General features: G+C 72.1%; 16 protein-coding genes. 12 read left to right on the top strand and 4 right to left on the bottom strand.

The window, feature by feature from the left end; genetic code table 11:
- The first annotated feature begins 69 nt into the window (after positions 1-69).
- The 6 genes from lepA to O7542_RS02140 all read left to right on the top strand — a co-directional run bounded on the left by lepA (position 70) and on the right by O7542_RS02140 (position 6,318).
- Positions 70-1,947, top strand: a complete 1,878-nt coding sequence (gene lepA / locus O7542_RS02115; protein WP_187694230.1) for a translation elongation factor 4 — start codon at positions 70-72, stop codon at positions 1,945-1,947.
- 220 nt (positions 1,948-2,167) lie between these two features.
- Complete coding sequence (locus tag O7542_RS02120) at positions 2,168-2,455, top strand: GlsB/YeaQ/YmgE family stress response membrane protein (RefSeq protein WP_043328996.1); 288 nt, start codon at positions 2,168-2,170, stop codon at positions 2,453-2,455.
- Between the two features lie 250 nt (positions 2,456-2,705).
- Positions 2,706-2,990 carry a transglycosylase gene (locus O7542_RS02125; RefSeq protein WP_043328998.1) on the top strand — a complete coding sequence of 95 codons (285 nt, stop codon included), beginning with the start codon at positions 2,706-2,708 and terminating at the stop codon, positions 2,988-2,990.
- 222 nt (positions 2,991-3,212) lie between these two features.
- Positions 3,213-4,505, top strand: a complete 1,293-nt coding sequence (locus tag O7542_RS02130) for a sugar ABC transporter substrate-binding protein (RefSeq protein ID WP_187694229.1) — start codon at positions 3,213-3,215, stop codon at positions 4,503-4,505.
- Positions 4,502-5,488, top strand: coding sequence for a sugar ABC transporter permease (locus tag O7542_RS02135; RefSeq protein WP_064448693.1), 987 nt, complete (start codon positions 4,502-4,504; stop codon positions 5,486-5,488). Before O7542_RS02130 ends, O7542_RS02135 begins: the two co-directional genes overlap by 4 nt.
- Complete coding sequence (locus O7542_RS02140; RefSeq protein ID WP_064448692.1) at positions 5,485-6,318, top strand: carbohydrate ABC transporter permease; 834 nt, start codon at positions 5,485-5,487, stop codon at positions 6,316-6,318. The genes O7542_RS02135 and O7542_RS02140 overlap by 4 nt, the downstream gene beginning before the upstream one ends.
- 14 nt (positions 6,319-6,332) lie before the next feature.
- Here the strand turns inward: O7542_RS02140 and O7542_RS02145 are convergent, their stop codons facing one another.
- The gene (locus O7542_RS02145; protein ID WP_030503116.1) at positions 6,333-7,193 is read right to left on the bottom strand and encodes a hypothetical protein; all 861 of its coding nucleotides are present in this window, start codon (positions 7,191-7,193) and stop codon (positions 6,333-6,335) included.
- A gap of 149 nt (positions 7,194-7,342) precedes the next feature.
- A complete protein-coding gene (locus tag O7542_RS02150; RefSeq protein WP_043331020.1) occupies positions 7,343-8,128 on the bottom strand; it encodes an enoyl-CoA hydratase-related protein in 786 nt (261 codons plus the stop codon).
- A 19-nt stretch (positions 8,129-8,147) separates the two neighbouring features.
- On the opposite strand from O7542_RS02150, the gene hemW reads away from it, so the two are divergent.
- Positions 8,148-9,371, top strand: a complete 1,224-nt coding sequence (gene hemW, locus O7542_RS02155; protein WP_176722777.1) for a radical SAM family heme chaperone HemW — start codon at positions 8,148-8,150, stop codon at positions 9,369-9,371.
- Between the two features lie 39 nt (positions 9,372-9,410).
- Here hemW and O7542_RS02160 read toward each other — a convergent pair whose 3' ends face one another.
- Positions 9,411-10,055, bottom strand: a complete 645-nt coding sequence (locus tag O7542_RS02160; RefSeq protein WP_082931180.1) for a DUF4870 domain-containing protein — start codon at positions 10,053-10,055, stop codon at positions 9,411-9,413.
- Positions 10,056-10,288: 233 nt separating this feature from the next.
- Between O7542_RS02160 and hrcA the strand changes: the two genes are divergently transcribed.
- From hrcA to O7542_RS02175, 3 genes are all read left to right on the top strand, one after another.
- Positions 10,289-11,311: a heat-inducible transcriptional repressor HrcA gene (hrcA, locus tag O7542_RS02165; protein WP_030503120.1), complete on the top strand. Its 1,023-nt coding sequence runs from the start codon at positions 10,289-10,291 to the stop codon at positions 11,309-11,311.
- 73 nt (positions 11,312-11,384) lie between these two features.
- Positions 11,385-12,530, top strand: coding sequence for a molecular chaperone DnaJ (gene dnaJ, locus O7542_RS02170; protein WP_176722776.1), 1,146 nt, complete (start codon positions 11,385-11,387; stop codon positions 12,528-12,530).
- Position 12,531: 1 nt separating this feature from the next.
- Positions 12,532-13,266: a 16S rRNA (uracil(1498)-N(3))-methyltransferase gene (locus O7542_RS02175; RefSeq protein WP_064448691.1), complete on the top strand. Its 735-nt coding sequence runs from the start codon at positions 12,532-12,534 to the stop codon at positions 13,264-13,266.
- A gap of 14 nt (positions 13,267-13,280) precedes the next feature.
- Here O7542_RS02175 and O7542_RS02180 read toward each other — a convergent pair whose 3' ends face one another.
- Complete coding sequence (locus tag O7542_RS02180; protein WP_069087978.1) at positions 13,281-14,042, bottom strand: SDR family oxidoreductase; 762 nt, start codon at positions 14,040-14,042, stop codon at positions 13,281-13,283.
- A gap of 93 nt (positions 14,043-14,135) precedes the next feature.
- Here O7542_RS02180 and O7542_RS02185 point away from each other — a divergent pair, with 93 nt between their 5' ends.
- Both O7542_RS02185 and O7542_RS02190 read left to right on the top strand, forming a co-directional pair.
- Complete coding sequence (locus O7542_RS02185; protein ID WP_013475524.1) at positions 14,136-14,480, top strand: histidine triad nucleotide-binding protein; 345 nt, start codon at positions 14,136-14,138, stop codon at positions 14,478-14,480.
- Complete coding sequence (locus O7542_RS02190; RefSeq protein ID WP_281605612.1) at positions 14,477-15,853, top strand: serine hydrolase domain-containing protein; 1,377 nt, start codon at positions 14,477-14,479, stop codon at positions 15,851-15,853. Before O7542_RS02185 ends, O7542_RS02190 begins: the two co-directional genes overlap by 4 nt.
- Positions 15,854-15,870 lie beyond the last annotated feature (17 nt).

The raw sequence follows: 15,870 nt of genomic DNA on the forward strand, positions 1-15,870 counted from the left end.
GACGTGGGACCATGGAGGGGGCCGGCGGCGCGCCGGCCCGCTCACGTCAGCCGACCAGAACGGACCGCTGTGCCACCGACGCTCGATCCCGGCGCGAACGCTCCTGGTGCCACCGACCCGGCGCGCATCCGGAACTTCTGCATCATCGCCCACATCGACCACGGGAAGTCGACCCTGGCCGACCGGATGTTGCAGCTCACCGGTGTGGTCGACCCACGGCAGATGCGCGCGCAGTACCTGGACCGGATGGACATCGAGCGCGAGCGCGGCATCACCATCAAGAGCCAGGCCGTGCGGATGCCGTGGACGATCCGCGAGGGCGAACGGGCCGGTGAGACGGCCGTGCTCAACATGATCGACACTCCGGGCCACGTGGACTTCACCTACGAGGTGTCCCGTTCGCTGGCTGCCTGCGAGGGCGCGATCCTGCTCGTCGACGCCGCGCAGGGCATCGAGGCGCAGACGCTCGCCAACCTCTACCTGGCGCTCGAGAACGACCTGCACATCATCCCGGTGCTCAACAAGATCGACCTGCCGGCCGCCCAGCCGGAGAAGTACGCCGAGGAGCTGGCGCACCTGATCGGCGGCGATCCGGCGGACTGCATCAAGGTCTCCGGCAAGACCGGCGAGGGCGTGCCGTACCTGCTGGACGAGATCGTCCGGCAGTTCGTGCCGCCGGTGGGTGACGCCGAGGCCCCGGCCCGCGCGATGATCTTCGACTCGGTGTACGACGTCTACCGGGGCGTGGTCACGTACGTCCGGGTGATCGACGGCCGGATCTCGGCCCGGGACCGGATCAAGATGATGTCCACCGGCGCGGTCCACGAGCTGCTGGAGATCGGTGTCATCTCGCCGGAGATGGTCAAGGCCGAGGCGCTCGGCGTCGGCGAGGTGGGCTACCTGATCACCGGGGTGAAGGACGTGCGCCAGTCCCGGGTCGGTGACACGGTCACCATCAACAACAACCCGGCCAAGGAGGCGCTCGGCGGTTACAAGGACCCGAAGCCGATGGTCTACTCGGGGCTCTACCCGATCGACGGCTCGGACTACCCGAACCTGCGCGAGGCGCTGGACAAGCTCAAGCTCAACGACGCCGCGCTGGTCTACGAGCCGGAGACCTCCGGCGCGCTGGGCTTCGGCTTCCGCTGCGGCTTCCTCGGCCTGCTGCACCTGGAGATCATCCGGGAGCGGCTGGAGCGGGAGTTCAACCTCGACCTGATCTCCACCGCCCCGAACGTGGTCTACCGGGCCATCCAGGAGGATGGCGAGGAGATCGTGGTCACCAATCCGAGCGAGTACCCGACCGGCAAGATCGCCGAGGTGTACGAGCCGACGGTGCGGGCGACGGTGCTGACCCCGAACGACTACGTCGGCGCGGTGATGGAGCTGTGCCAGGGCCGCCGGGGCAGCCTGCTCGGCATGGACTACCTCTCCGCCGACCGGGTGGAGCTGCGCTACACGCTGCCGCTGGCCGAGATCATCTTCGACTTCTTCGACCAGCTCAAGAGCCGTACCAAGGGTTACGCCTCACTGGACTACGAGCCCTCCGGCGAGCAGGCGTCGGACCTGGTGAAGGTGGACATCCTGCTGCACGGCGAGCCGGTCGACGCGTTCAGCGCGATCGTGCACAAGGACAAGGCGTACACGTACGGCACGACGATCGCGGCGAAGCTGCGTTCGCTGATCCCGCGCCAGCAGTTCGAGGTGCCGATCCAGGCGGCGATCGGCAGCCGGGTGATCGCCCGGGAGACCATCCGCGCGATCCGCAAGGACGTGCTCGCCAAGTGCTACGGCGGTGACATCAGCCGCAAGCGCAAGCTGCTGGAGAAGCAGAAGGAGGGCAAGAAGCGGATGAAGATGGTGGGCCGGGTGGAGGTCCCCCAGGAGGCGTTCATCGCGGCGCTCTCGTCCGACTCCGGCGACGGCAAGCCCGCCGGCAAGAAGTAGCGGTCCGGCTCCGCGCAGCGGCCGGCGTCCCCTCGCAGGGGCGCCGGCCGTTCGCGTACCCAGGAGATTTTAAGCCTCTGGCAGCGCTCCCACCTGCGGGTTCGCGTCAGCCGGGAGGGTGGCGGTCGATGCGGCCGGTTTCGGTTTTCGATGCGTCGGGCACTTAGCGGTCACGACAGCAACCGCACAGAACGTGCGAAATCGCTTTAGGAGGACGACCGTGGAGTTCACCGTCTGGGGCATCATCACCGCGCTGGTCGTGGGTTTGATCGTCGGCGCGCTGGGCCGGCTGGTCGTGCCGGGCCGGCAGAACATGCCGATCTGGCTGCACATGGTGATCGGCGTCGGCGCGGCGCTGCTGGGCACCGTCCTGGCCCGCGCGCTCGGCATCGCCACGCAGACCGCCGGCATCGACTGGGCCGAGCTGGCCGTGCAGGTCGTGCTCGCCGCCATCGGTGTGGCCCTGGTGGCCGGCGTCGGCCGCCGCAGCAGCGTCTCGCGTTACTGATCGCATCACGCGCCTCGACGGGTGCCCGGCCGCATCGGCCGGGCACCCGTCGGCGTATTCGGCGCATTGAACCCCGTCGGTGTGCCGGGCCCGCCCGCCGCGCCGGGTTTCGGGGAGAAGCAGCAGGTCAGGGTACGTCTGAACAATTCGTCATCGGAGTCGGTTTGGATTTCCGGGCGGTCGGGAACTTAGCGATCACGACAGTAACCACACAAAAACGTGTGACCGGATCTTAAGGAGGAGGGCGACCATGGAGCTCACCGTTTGGGGCATCATCACGGCGCTGGTCGTTGGTCTGATCGTCGGCGCGCTGGGCCGGCTGGTCGTGCCGGGCCGGCAGAACATGCCCATGTGGCTGCACATGCTGATCGGCGTCGGCGCCGCGCTTCTGGGCACGCTCGTCGCCCGGGCCTCCGGCTTCGCCGAGACCGCCGGCATCGACTGGCGCGAGCTGATGCTGCAGGTGCTGTTCGCCGCGATCGGCGTGGCCCTGGTGGCCGGTGTCGGCCGTCGCCGCGGCGTCTCGCGCTACTGACCCCGCACCACGCGCCTCGACGGGCGCCCGGCCTCACCGGCCGGGCGCCCGTCGGCGTTCGTGGGCTCTGAACTGCCCGGACGGCATCGATGTCGGCCGGGCCCCGGCTGCGATACGGTCGCCTGTGCCCTCCGTCACGAACACCCCCTGTTGTAAAGGAAATTTTCCTACTAAGGTGCGGCGGAGAAGGTTAGTGCCAAACGGCCCTGAGGGAGATATGGCGTGAACAGGTGGAAGCGGCTGGCTCCGGTCACCGCCATCGTGGCGTCGGCCGCGTTGGTGCTGACCGCGTGCGGTGGCTCCGGCGACGACGACAAGGCCGCCGACAACAGCAAGCTCACTGTGTGGATGATGGGTGAGGGCGGCGACGCCCAGACCGCGTTCCTCGACAGCGTCGAGGCGGAGTTCAAGAAGAAGCACCCCGAGACCGACGTGGTGGTGCAGTACATCCCCTGGCTCGAGGCGCCGAAGAAGTTCCAGGCCGCGCTCGCCGGTGGCGAGGGCCCGGACGTCACCGAGCTGGGCAACACCGAGACCCAGGGCTGGGCCGCTCAGGAGGCCCTGGCCGACGTCTCGGACAAGTTCAACGCCTGGTCCGAGGGCAAGGACATCCTGCCCGACCTGGTCAAGAACGCTCAGCTCGACGGCAAGCAGTACGGCGTGCCGTGGTACGCCGGCGTGCGCGCCGTCTACTACCGCACCGACTGGTTCGCCGAGGCCGGCGTGAAGCCGCCGACGACCTGGGACGAGATGGTCGCCGCCGCGAAGGCCGTGCAGGCCAAGAAGCCCGGCACCTACGGCATCGCCCTGCCCGGCAACTCCGAGCTGCCGTTCTACTCCTTCCTCTGGAGTGCCGGCGCGGAGATCGCCACCAAGGAGGGGGACGCCTGGAAGTCCGGCTACAACACCCCCGAGGCGCAGAAGGCGGTCAAGTTCTGGACCGACCTGGTGACAGTGCACAAGGTCGCCCCGCCGGCCGCCGCCGGGTGGAACGAGGTCGACGCCCGTACCCAGTTCGCCACCGGCAAGGCCGCGATGGCGTTCGCCGGTAGCTGGCAGGGCGGCGCGATGAAGAAGGACAACCCGGACATCGAGAAGGTCTGGGGCACGTTCCCGATCCCCGGCCCGGACGGCAAGGCCGCCCCGGCGTTCGCCGGTGGCTCCGACATCGCCATCTGGAAGGACAGCGAGCGGGCGGCGCTGGCCTGGGACTACATGACCGTGCTGCTGAGCAAGCAGAAGGACAAGGAGTTCGCCAGCAGCCTCGGGTTCTTCCCGGTCTACCAGGACCTGGTCAGCAGCGGTGACTACGCCAACGACAAGGTGATGGCCGCGTTCGCCACGGCCATCCAGAACACCAAGCTGACCCCGCTCACCCCGAAGTGGGTCGAGGTCAGCCGGACCAAGACGGTGACCCAGGCGATGAACAGCTCGGTCATCAAGGGCCAGAAGACGGTCGAGAAGGCCACCGCCGACGCGGCCACCGAGATCGAAAGCATCCTCAACGCCAAGTGACCACGCTGACCGAGGCCACCGGCGAGGCCGCCGCGCGGGAGACCCCCGCGCGGCGGCGCCGTCGCCGGGTGGACCACCTTCCGTACCTGCTGCTCCTGCCCTGCCTGGCGATCATCGCCGTGCTGCTGCTCTGGCCGCTCGGCCAGGTCGTGTGGATGTCCTTCCACAAGCTGGACAGCGTCCGGCAGCTGCGCGGCGACCGCGAGTGGCCGTGGATCGGCCTGGCCAACTACGCGCAGATCCTCGGCGACCCGTTCTTCCGTACGGTGCTGCGCAACACGGTGCTGTTCGCGGTCGCCAACGTGGCGCTCACGATGGTCCTCGGCACGCTGGTCGGGCTGCTGCTCAACCGCCTGGGCAAGAAGATGGCCACGTTCGTGGCGAGCTGCGTGATGCTCGCCTGGGCCACCCCGGCGCTGACCGGCACGATCGTCTGGAAGTGGATCTTCGACGACACGAGCGGCCTGGTCACGTGGCTGTTCAACAAGCTCCCGGACGGGCTGTCCACGGCGCTGTTCGGGCGCAGCGACTGGACCGGGTACGGCTGGTTCAACGACCCGCTGCTGTTCTTCGCCATCCTGACGCTCGTGGTGGTCTGGCACTCGTTCCCGTTCATCGCGGTGAGCGTGCTGGCCGGGCTCAAGAGCGTGCCGACGGAGTTGCAGGAGGCGGCCCGGGTCGACGGCGCCGGCCCGTGGAAGGTGTTCTGGAAGGTGACGTTCCCGATCCTGCGGCCGGTCTTCGGCATCCTCGTGGTGCTCTCCACGATCTGGGACTTCAAGGTCTTCACCCAGCAGTTCGTGCTGGCCGGCGGCACCCAGGACCGGTCGACGTTCATGCTGTCGATCTACTCGTACGCGGAGGCGTTTTCACCGCCGCCGAAGTACGGCCTCGGCTCCGCCATCGCCGTGATCCTCACCGTGATCCTGCTCGTGGTGACCGCCCTGTACGTCCGCATGGTGCTGCGGCAGGAGGACGAATGATGAAGAAGATCGCCCTCAACGGCGCGGGCCTGCTGGTCGCGCTCTTCGCCGCGTTCCCGGTCTACTGGATGGTGGCGACGTCGCTGAAGCCCAACCGGGAGATCTTCTCGTCCACGCCCCGGCCGGTGCCGGCCGAGCCGACGCTGGAGCACTACCGGGAGATCCTCACCGGCAACCTGATCCCGGGCGTGACGTTCACCGACTTCTTCCTCAACAGCGTGCTCGTCGCGGGGGCCACGGTGCTGCTGAGCGGGCTGGTCGCCCTGCTCGCCGCGACAGCCGTGGCCCGGTTCCGGTTCAAGCTGCGCACTACGTTCCTGATCATGCTGCTGGTGGTGCAGATGATCCCGCTGGAGGCGCTGGTCATCCCGCTGTTCCTGATGATCCAGCGGCTCGGTCTCTACAACACGCTGCCCAGCCTGATCCTCACGTACCTCGGCTTCTCGCTGCCGTTCGCGGTCTGGATGCTGCGCGGCTTCGTCGCCGCGGTGCCGAAGGAACTGGAGGAGGCCGCCGCCATCGACGGCGCCAGCCGGGCCCAGACGTTCCGCAAGGTGCTGTTCCCGCTGGTCGCGCCCGGCCTGGTCGCCACCAGCATCTTCTCGTTCATCACCGCCTGGAACGAGCTGATCTTCGCGCTGACCTTCATCAACGACCAGCAGAAGTACACGCTGCCGGTGGCGATGACGTTCTTCTTCGGCCGCGACGACACCGCCTGGGGCTCGGTGATGGCCGCGTCCACGCTGTTCACCCTGCCGGTGATCGTCTTCTTCCTGCTGGTGCAGCGCCGGATGGTCTCCGGCCTGGTCGCGGGAGCTGTGAAGGGCTGAGGGCGGCGGGCCGGTCAGGCCGCGGCGAACACCTCGGCGCGTACCTCGGTGGCCGGGTCGCCCTTCACCCGGGCCCAGGAGCCCTGCTCGGCGGTCCACTCCAGGTTGCCGAAGCGGACCTTCTTCACGCCGTGGTCGTCGGCGTGCGAGACCAGCCAGTGCGCGTACCGCCAGCCGTTGCGGTCGTCGCCCGCCGGCACGGTGAGCGCGGTCAGGTCCGTCGCCGTGGCCAGCCGGGGCAGCCCCCAGTCCAGCGACAGGCTCTCCAGCACGGCGCTGGCGGCGGCCGGCCCGCGCATCGTCGGCGGCGAACTCACCGTGCAGGCCACCGCGCCGGTCGCGTGGCCGAGCAACGCGCGGGTCAGGACCTCCGACTCGTCGGCCCACTTCTCGTACGCCTCGGGGAAGGCCGACCGCTGCACCCGCTGGGCGGCGTCGGTGACCCGCATCCGCTCCCAGCCCTTGACCTTCTTCAGCGCGGCGTAGAACTTGTTCGCCGCGTACCGCGGGTCCTGGACCTGCTCCGGGGTGCCCCAGCCCTGGCTCGGGCGCTGCTGGAACAGGCCGAGCGAGTCGCGGTCGCCGTGCGCGATGTTGCGCAGGTGCGACTCCTGGTACGCGGTCGCCAGCGCCACCACCACCGCCCGCTCGGGCATCCGGCGCTGCATGCCGATGGCCGCGATGGTCGCCGCGTTCGCCATCTGGTCGGCGCCGAGCACCACCTCGCCGTCGGCCTGCACCGTGCAGGTCCGGCTGGCCAGGGGGAGCCGCAGGTGCTCGCCGAACTGCTTGGTCACGACATAGACCGCGAGCAGCGCCAGTACGCACACCGCAACACCAGATGCCACGATCGCCGCTCGCGTCCGCACCCGCACCCCCTGTCCCGACAGTCCGCCAAGCGTACGTCGGCCCCGCGCCGCCGCGTCTCGGCCGAGTGGCCGTCCCGCCAGCACGTGACCGGCGCCGTGCCGCCGCGCGGGGCCCGCCACCACCGAAGGTGACCAGCCGGGCCCCGCCGCGCACCTCAGTCTCCGGCGGGCACCCAGGCGGCGGGACGCTTCTCCCGGAACGCCATGACGCCCTCACGCCCCTCGTCGGAGAGGAAGTACCCGGTGGACAGCGCCGCCAACTCGGCGATCTCGGCCCGCAGGTCAGTCGCGGCGGGCCGGCGCAGCAGCTCCTTCGCCCCGGCCAGCGCCCCCGGCGCGCCCCTGACCAGCGAGGCGCAGTAACGCTCGACGGCGGCGTCCAGCTCGCCGGCCGGCACCGCGGCGGTGACCAGGCCGACCTCGGCGGCGCGGCGGCCGTCGAACGTGTCGCCGGTCAGGTACAGCTCGGCGGCGGCCCGCTGGTCCAGCCGGGGCAGCACGGTCGCCGAGATCACCGCCGGGATCACCCCGATCCGCACCTCGGTGAACGCGAACGTCGCCTCCTGCGCGCAGACCGCCAGGTCGGCGGCGGCGATCAGGCCCAGCCCACCGGCCCGGGCCGGCCCGGCGACCTTCGCGACCACCGGCTTCGGGCACTCCCGCACCGCCACCAGCACGTCGCCGAGCATCCCGGCGGGCACCGTGCCGCTGGCGTACGCGGCGGCGGTCTCCTTCAGGTCGGCGCCGGAGCAGAAGACCGGGCCGGTGTGGTCGAGCACGATCGCGCGTACCGCGTCGTCGGCGACCGCGTCGGCGAGCCCGGCCAGCAGCTGGGTCATCAGGGGCGTGGAGAGCGCGTTGCGGTTGTGCGGGCTGTCCAGGGTGAGGGTGGTCACCCCACGGGCCGTGGCGACTCGCACGAGAGCGTCCGGAGAGGTCATGCCGGGCACACTAGTGGCCATGCCCGGCGTCCTTCCAGAAGGCGAACCCGTCCCGCGCGACGGATCGCTGCCCGCCACCGCCCGTCGCGCCGTCGGCGCGCGCGGCTTCGGCGTGTACGTCCACGTGCCGTTCTGCGCCAGCCGGTGCGGTTACTGCGACTTCAACACGTACACCGCCTCCGAGCTGGGCGGCGGGGCGAGCCGGGAGACGTACGCCGACTCGGTGCTGGCCGAGCTGGCGCTGGCCGCCCGGGTGCTGGGCGACTCGCCGCCGCAGCGGGTCGACACCGTCTTCGTCGGCGGCGGCACGCCGACCCTGCTGCCCGCCGACGACCTGGCCCGGATCCTCGACGGCATCGACCGCGTCTGGGGGCTGGCCGCCGACGCGGAGGTGACCACCGAGGCCAACCCGGAGTCGGTGACCCCGGAGTCGCTCAAGACGCTGCGGGCGGCCGGCTACACCCGGATCTCGCTGGGCATGCAGTCCGCCGCACCCGGGGTGCTCGCGGTGTTGGACCGGCGGCACAGCGCGGGCCGGGCCACCGCCGCCGCGCTGGAGGCGCGCGACGCCGGGTTCGAGCACGTGAACCTGGACCTGATCTACGGCACGCCGGGCGAGACGGCAGACGACTTCGCCGCCTCGCTGGCCCAGGTCGTCGACGCCGGGGTGGACCACGTCAGCGCGTACGCCCTGATCGTGGAGGACGGCACCCGGCTGGCCGCGCGGATGCGCCGGGGCGAGCTGCCGTACCCCTCCGACGACGTGGCGGCGGACCGCTACCTGGCCGCGGAGGCGGCGCTCGGCGCGGCCGGCTTCTCCTGGTACGAGGTGTCGAACTGGGCCCGCTCGGCGGCGGCGGCGTGCCGGCACAACCTGCTCTACTGGACCGGCGCCGACTGGTGGGGCCTGGGCCCGGGGGCGCACAGCCACGTCGGCGGCGTGCGCTGGTGGAACGTCAAGCACCCGAGCGCGTACGCGGCGCGGCTGGCCGAGGGCGCCTCGCCGGCACTGGCCCGGGAGGTGCTCAGCGCGGACGAGCAGCACATGGAGGACGTGATGCTGCGGGTGCGGCTCGCCTCCGGGCTGCCGCTGGACGTGCTGGACGAGCCCGGCCGGGCTGGCGCCGAGCGGGCCCGGGACGCCGGGCTGCTCGACGCCGGGGCGTACGCGCGGGGGCTTGTGGTGCTGACGCTGCGCGGACGGCTGCTGGCCGACGCGGTGGTACGCGACCTGCTGCCGTGACCGGCGCCGGCCGGCCGCCCCCTCGGCCGGCCGGCGGTGTCACTTCACGAAGTTGTAGGTCATCGGGTAGCGGTAGAGCACACCCTCGTTGGCCTTGACCCCGCCGATGATCCCGAAGATCAGCGGCACCAGCCAGACCAGCATCGGGACGAAGAACAGGATCCCGCAGGTGATGACCGTGATCACCCAGGCGAGGACGCTGGCGATGGTCCAGGTGATCTGGAAGTTCAGCGCCGCGACCGCGTGGGCGCGTACGGTCGGCGACTGCTGGCCGCGGGTCATCATCGCGATCAGCGGGGCGACCCAGCCGAGCAGACCGCCACCGATGATGACGCCCGCGGCGCCACCGAAGTGCGCCACCAGGGCCCAGGTCTTCTCGTCGTTGTTGGCGTACCCGGCCGGGCCGTAGCCGCCACCGCCGGGATAGCCGCCACCGGCGCCGTAGCCCGGCGCGCCGGCCGGCGGGGGGTAACCACCAGGGGGCGGGTAGCCGCCCGGCGGAGGCTGGGCACCGGGGGGCGGGTAGCCGCCCGGGGGCGGATAGTCACCGGGCGGGGGATACCCGCCCGCGCCCGGCGCGCCGGACAGTGGAGCGGTGGGCGGCTCGCCGGAGCCGTAGGGCGCCGACGGGTCGGGCTGGGGGCCGGAGTCCCCTGCTCCGGGAGGGCGAGGAGGTTCAGTCATGGAGGTCACGGTAGGGCCAGCGGGCAAGTCGCACCAGGGCGACACAGACCGAGCGTGACCGGCTGTTCGGCCCTGGCGTGCCGCGCGGTGTGGTGGGCCGCACCGCAGGTCCGTCAGGCGATCATCGCGTCGGTGGGGGTGCCGACGTAGACTGGCACTCGCTACAGTCGAGTGCCAGCCGCCCGGCGGATGCCGCGTGCCGGCCCGGCCGAGGTGTGTCAGGAGGTGGGGACATGGGTCTCGACGACCGCAAACTTGCCGTGCTGCGCGCGATCGTCGAGGACTACGTCGCCACGCAGGAGCCGGTGGGCAGCAAGGCCCTGGTCGAGCGGCACCAGCTCGGCGTCTCCCCGGCGACGGTGCGCAACGACATGGCGGTGCTGGAGGAGGAGGGCTACATCCGGCAGCCGCACACCAGCGCCGGCCGGGTGCCCACCGACCGCGGCTACCGCCTCTTCGTGGACCGGCTCTCCCGGGTCAAGCCGCTCAGCCCCGCCGAGCGCCGCGCCATCGAGCGCTTCCTGGTCGGCGCGGTCGACCTGGACGACGTGGTGCACCGCACGGTCCGGCTGCTCGCCCAGCTCACCCGGCAGGTCGCCGTGGTGCAGTACCCGAGCCTGGCCCGGTCCAAGGTGCGTCACCTGGAACTCGTGCCGATCTCCACCACCCGGCTGATGGTCGTCATGATCGCCGACACCGGCCGGGTCGAGCAGCGGCTCGTCGAGCTGCCCGCCCCGGTTCCCGCCGACGACGTGACCGACCTGCGCCGGCTGGTGAACGAGAAGCTCGTCGGCAGCCAGCTCTCCGAGACGCCGCCGCTGGTGCAGGCCCTGGTGGACGAGTCCGCGCCGCACCTGCGCCCGGCCATGACCACGCTGTCCACGGTGCTGCTGGAGACGCTCGTGGAACGGCACGAGGAGCGCCTCGCGCTGGCCGGCCAGGCCAACCTCACCCGGGGCGGCCTGCTCGACTTCCAGGGCTCGCTGCGGCCGATCCTGGAGGCGCTCGAAGAAGAGGTAGTGCTGCTCAAACTGATCGGCGAGACCGAGCCGAGCACCACCCGCGTGCTGATCGGCGACGAGAACGAGTTCGACAACCTGCGGGCCGCCTCGGTGGTCAGCACCGGCTACGGACCGGGCAGCACCATCGTCGGTGGGCTCGGCGTGCTCGGGCCGACCCGGATGGACTACCCCGGCAATATCGCCATGGTGAGGGCCGTGGCACGCTACGTGGGCGAACTGCTGGCCCAGAACTGACCAGTCAGGGCCGACGGCCGGTTGCGGCCGACGACCGGAGCGACGCGAGACGAACATGAGGACACCTAACGCAGTGGCCAGGGACTACTACGGCATTCTCGGCGTGAGCCGGGAAGCCTCCGACGACGAGATCAAGCGCGCCTACCGCAAGCTGGCGCGGCAGTACCACCCGGACGTCAATCCGGACCCGGAGGCCCAGGAGAAGTTCAAGGACATCAACGCCGCGTACGAGGTCCTCTCGGACGACCGGAAACGGCAGATCGTCGACCTCGGCGGCGACCCGCTCGCCCCCGGCGGCGGTGGCATGGGCGGCCCGGGCGGGCCCGGCGGCGCCGGTCCGTTCGTCGGCTTCCAGGACATCATGGACGCGTTCTTCGGCGGCGCGGCGGGCGGCAGCCGGGGACCCCGGCCGCGCACCCGGCCCGGCGCGGACGCGATCCTGCGCCTGGAACTGGACCTCAACGAGACCGCGTTCGGCGTCGAGGCGCCGATCACCGTCGACACCGCGGTGCTCTGCACCACCTGCTCCGGCGCCGGCACCGCAGCCGGTACCCACCTGGCCACCTGCGAGGCGTGCGCCGGCCGGGGCGAGGTGCAGTCGGTGCAGCGCACGTTCCTCGGCCAGGTGGTCTCCGCCCGGCCGTGCACCGTCTGCCAGGGCTACGGCACCACCATCCCGCATGCCTGCCCGACCTGCGCCGGTGAGGGCCGGGTGCGTACCCGCCGCTCGCTGACCGTCAAGATCCCGGCCGGCGTCGAGGACGGCATGCGGATCCGCCTGGCCCAGCAGGGCGAGGTCGGCCCGGGCGGCGGCACCGCCGGCGACCTCTACGTGGAGATCCACGAGCGGCCGCACGACGTCTACTCCCGCAAGGGCGACGACCTGCACTGCCGGGTGACGGTGCCGATGACCGCCGCCGCGCTCGGCACCCGGCTGACCATCAAGACGCTGGACAGCGAGGAGACCGTCGACGTCAAGCCCGGCACCCAGCCCGGCAGCACGCTGCGGCTGCGCGCCCGGGGCGTACCGCACCTGCGCGGCACCGGCCGGGGTGACCTCTACGTGCACCTGGACGTGCGTACCCCGACCAAGCTCGACGCCGACCAGGAGCGGATGCTGCGCGACTTCGCCAAGACCCGCGGCGAGGAGGTCGCCGAGCTGACCAAGCAGGGCGGCTTCTTCTCCCGGATGCGCGACGCCTTCAACGGGCACGCCTGAGGTGTCCGCCCCGCTGTTCCTGGTCGAGGCGCTGCCCACCGGTGACACGCTGACGCTGGACGGCCCGGAGGGCCACCACGCGGCCACCGTGCAGCGGCTGCGGGCCGGCGAGGAGCTGCTGCTCGCCGACGGCCGGGGCGGCACCGCCGCCGCGGTGGTCACCGCCGTCGGCCGGGGCACGCTCGACCTGCGCGTCACCAGCCGGGGGTACGCGGACGCGCCCGTCCCGCGGCTCGTCGTGGTGCAGGGCATCGCCAAGGGCGACCGGGGTGAACTCGCCGTGCAGGCGATGACCGAGGTCGGGGTGGACGAGATCGTGCCGTGGGCGGCGTCCCGCTCGGTGGCGCAGTGGCGCGGCGACCGGGGCGTACGGGCCCGGCAGAAGTGGGTGGCCACCGCCCGGGAGGCGGCCAAGCAGGCCCGCCGCCCGTGGCTGCCGGTGGTGGCCGGCGCCCCGGACGAGTCGACCGCCACGGTGGCCCGCCGGATCGCCGGCGCGGCCGCCGCGTTCGTGCTGCACGAGGGCGCGCAGGACCGGCTGACCACAGTCGACCTGCCGACGGCCGGGGAGATCGTCCTGGTGGTCGGCCCGGAGGGCGGCATCGCCGACCACGAGCTGGCCACGTTCGCCGAGGCGGGCGCCCGCACGGTCCGCCTGGGCCCGTCGGTGCTGCGTACGTCCACAGCGGGCGTGGCCGCCCTGACAGTCCTGGCCACCCGCCTGACCCACTGGTAGCGGGGGAGGGTGGGTCAGGAGCGGAGGTAGGAAGCGCCGTTCAGGTCGATGATCGTTCCTGAGGCCCACTCGGCCTCGGGGCTCGCCAGCCAGTGCACCGCCGCCGCGATCTCCTCCGGACGCGCCACCCGGTGGAACGGGGACTGCGCGCGTACCGCCTCGCCCCGCTCTGCCTTCAGGTGCTCGTTGGTCATGTCCGTCTCGACGAAGCCGGGCGCCACGCAGGCCACCCCGATGCCGTACGGCGCCAGGGCCACCGCCAGCGACTGGGCCATCGCGTTCATCCCGGCCTTGCTGGCCCCGTACGCCGGGTTGGCCGGCTCGCCCCGGAACGCGCCCCGGGACGAGACGTTGACGATCCGGCCCCCACTGTCGCGCATGTGCTGCGCGGCGCACCAGGCCGCGTTCGCCGCGCCGACCAGGTTGGTGTCGAGCACCTCCCGCCACCGCGCCCGCCACTGCTCGTAGCTGCTCTCGAAGACCGGGTGCGGGGGATCGGCCGGCCCGAACACACCGGCGTTGTTCACCAGCACGTCGAGGCCACCGAGCCGCTGGGCCGCCTCGTCCACCATGGCGCGTACCGCGTCGGGGTCGGCCAGGTCGGCGCGTACCACCACGTGCCCGTCGCCGGGCAGCTCGGCGCGCAGCCGCTCCGCCAGCTCGGCGGAGTCCCGGTGGTGGATCGCCACCCGGTCCCCACCTGCGGCGAACGCTCGCGCCACCGCCCGCCCGATGCCCCGCGAGGCCCCCGTCACCAGCACCGCCCGTCCCGCCATGGCGGCCATCCTGCCGCACCGGCCCGGGGTGTTAAGAAGGGCCCCTTCCCATGCCGGAGGCGTTAAGCGGGGGCCCCTCCTTACACTGCTGCGATGGACTGCCTCTTCTGCCGGATCGTCGCCGGGGAGATTCCGGCCACCATCGTCCGCGAGACCGCCACCACCCTGGCCTTCCGGGACATCGACCCGAAGGCGCCCACGCACGTGCTGGTGATCCCGAAGGAGCACTACGCCGACGTGGCCACGCTGGCCCAGGGCGCGCCCGAACTGGCCGGGGAGGTGCTCCAGACCGCCGCCGTGGTGGCCGAGGAGGAGGGCCTGACCGTGGACGGGTTCCGGCTGATGTTCAACACCGGCCCGTACGGCGGCCAGGAGGTCTTCCACGTGCACGCCCACCTGCTCGGCGGCGCGCCGCTCGGCCCGATGCTCTGCCGATGACCGACGTCTCCGACCGGCTCGGCCGGATGGTGCGCCAGGCCCAGGCCACCGGGCGGATCCCGGCGGTGTCGGCCGCCCTGCACCGCGCCGACCGGCCGCTCTGGACCTGCGCCGTGGGCGACACCGGCAACGACACCCCGCTGGGGCCGGAGACGGTGTTCCGGATCGGGTCGGTCACCAAGACGTTCACCGCGGCACTCGTCATGCAGTGCCGCGACGAGGGCCTGCTCGACTTGGACGACCCGGTCGGGCGGCACCTCGACCTGCCGGCGCACGGCGAGCTGACCGTACGCCGGCTGCTGTCGCACACCGCCGGCCTGCAACGCGAGCCCCACGGCGACGTGTGGGACAGCCTGCGCGCCCCGGCCGTGGAGGAGCTGCTGGCCGATCTGGCCCGGGTCGAGCGGGTGCTGCCCACCGGGCGGCGCTTCCACTACTCCAACCTCGGCATGGCCCTCCTGGGCGAGATGGTGGCCCGGCTGCGCGGCGGGACCTGGGCCGAGGTGCTGGCCGACCGGGTCCTCGCCCCGCTCGGGCTGACCGCCACCGGTCCGACCCCGACCGAGCGTGCCGCGACCGGGTTCCTGGTCGACGCGTACTCCGACGAGGCCCACCCGGAGCCACCGGCCGACTTCGGCGCGGTGGCCCCCGCAGCCCAGCTCTGGAGCACCGCGCCGGACATGGCCCGGTGGGCCGCCTTCCTGGCCGACCCGGCGGCGCTCGACCCGGACGGCGCGGTGCTCGCCGCGGCCACCGTCGAGGAGATGCGCTGGCCGCTCACCACCACCGACGAGTCGGTCTGGACGGCCGGCTTCGGCCTCGGGCTGATCCTGGTGCCGCAGCCCGAGCGGGTGACCCACGTGGGGCACGACGGCGCGATGCCCGGATTCCTCGCCGCCGTCTACGGGCGGCGCGGCGGGCAGGGCACCGCCGGGGCGATGGGCGCCGCGGTGCTCGGCTCGTCCGGCGCCGGCGTGGAGGTGTTCGACCTGGCGCACCGGCTGCTCGCCGCCGCCGCCGAGCACGACCCGGCGGAGATCGAGCCGTGGCGTCCCGGCCCGCCCGCGCCGGCGCACCTGCGCGGCATGCTGGGCCGCTGGTGGGGCGAGGGTTTCGAGTACGTCTTCTCCTGGCACGACGGGACGCTGCGGGCCCGGGGCGCGGACGACCCGGCCGGGAAGCCGCCTGCGGTGTTCGCGCCGCTGCCGGACCGGCCGGACGTGTTCCGCACGGTCTCCGGCCGCGAGGTGGGGGAGCTGCTGCGGCTCACGCGCGACGAGCACGGCGTGGTGGTCCGGATGCACTGGGCGACCTACCGCTTCACCCGCCGCCAGGAGACCTTCGACGGGTACGACTTCCGCGCCGGTGACTGATCGCCGAGCGCCGGAAA

This window comes from Micromonospora sp. WMMC264, from assembly GCF_027497275.1.
In the GTDB taxonomy this organism is placed as follows: domain Bacteria; phylum Actinomycetota; class Actinomycetes; order Mycobacteriales; family Micromonosporaceae; genus Micromonospora; species Micromonospora chalcea.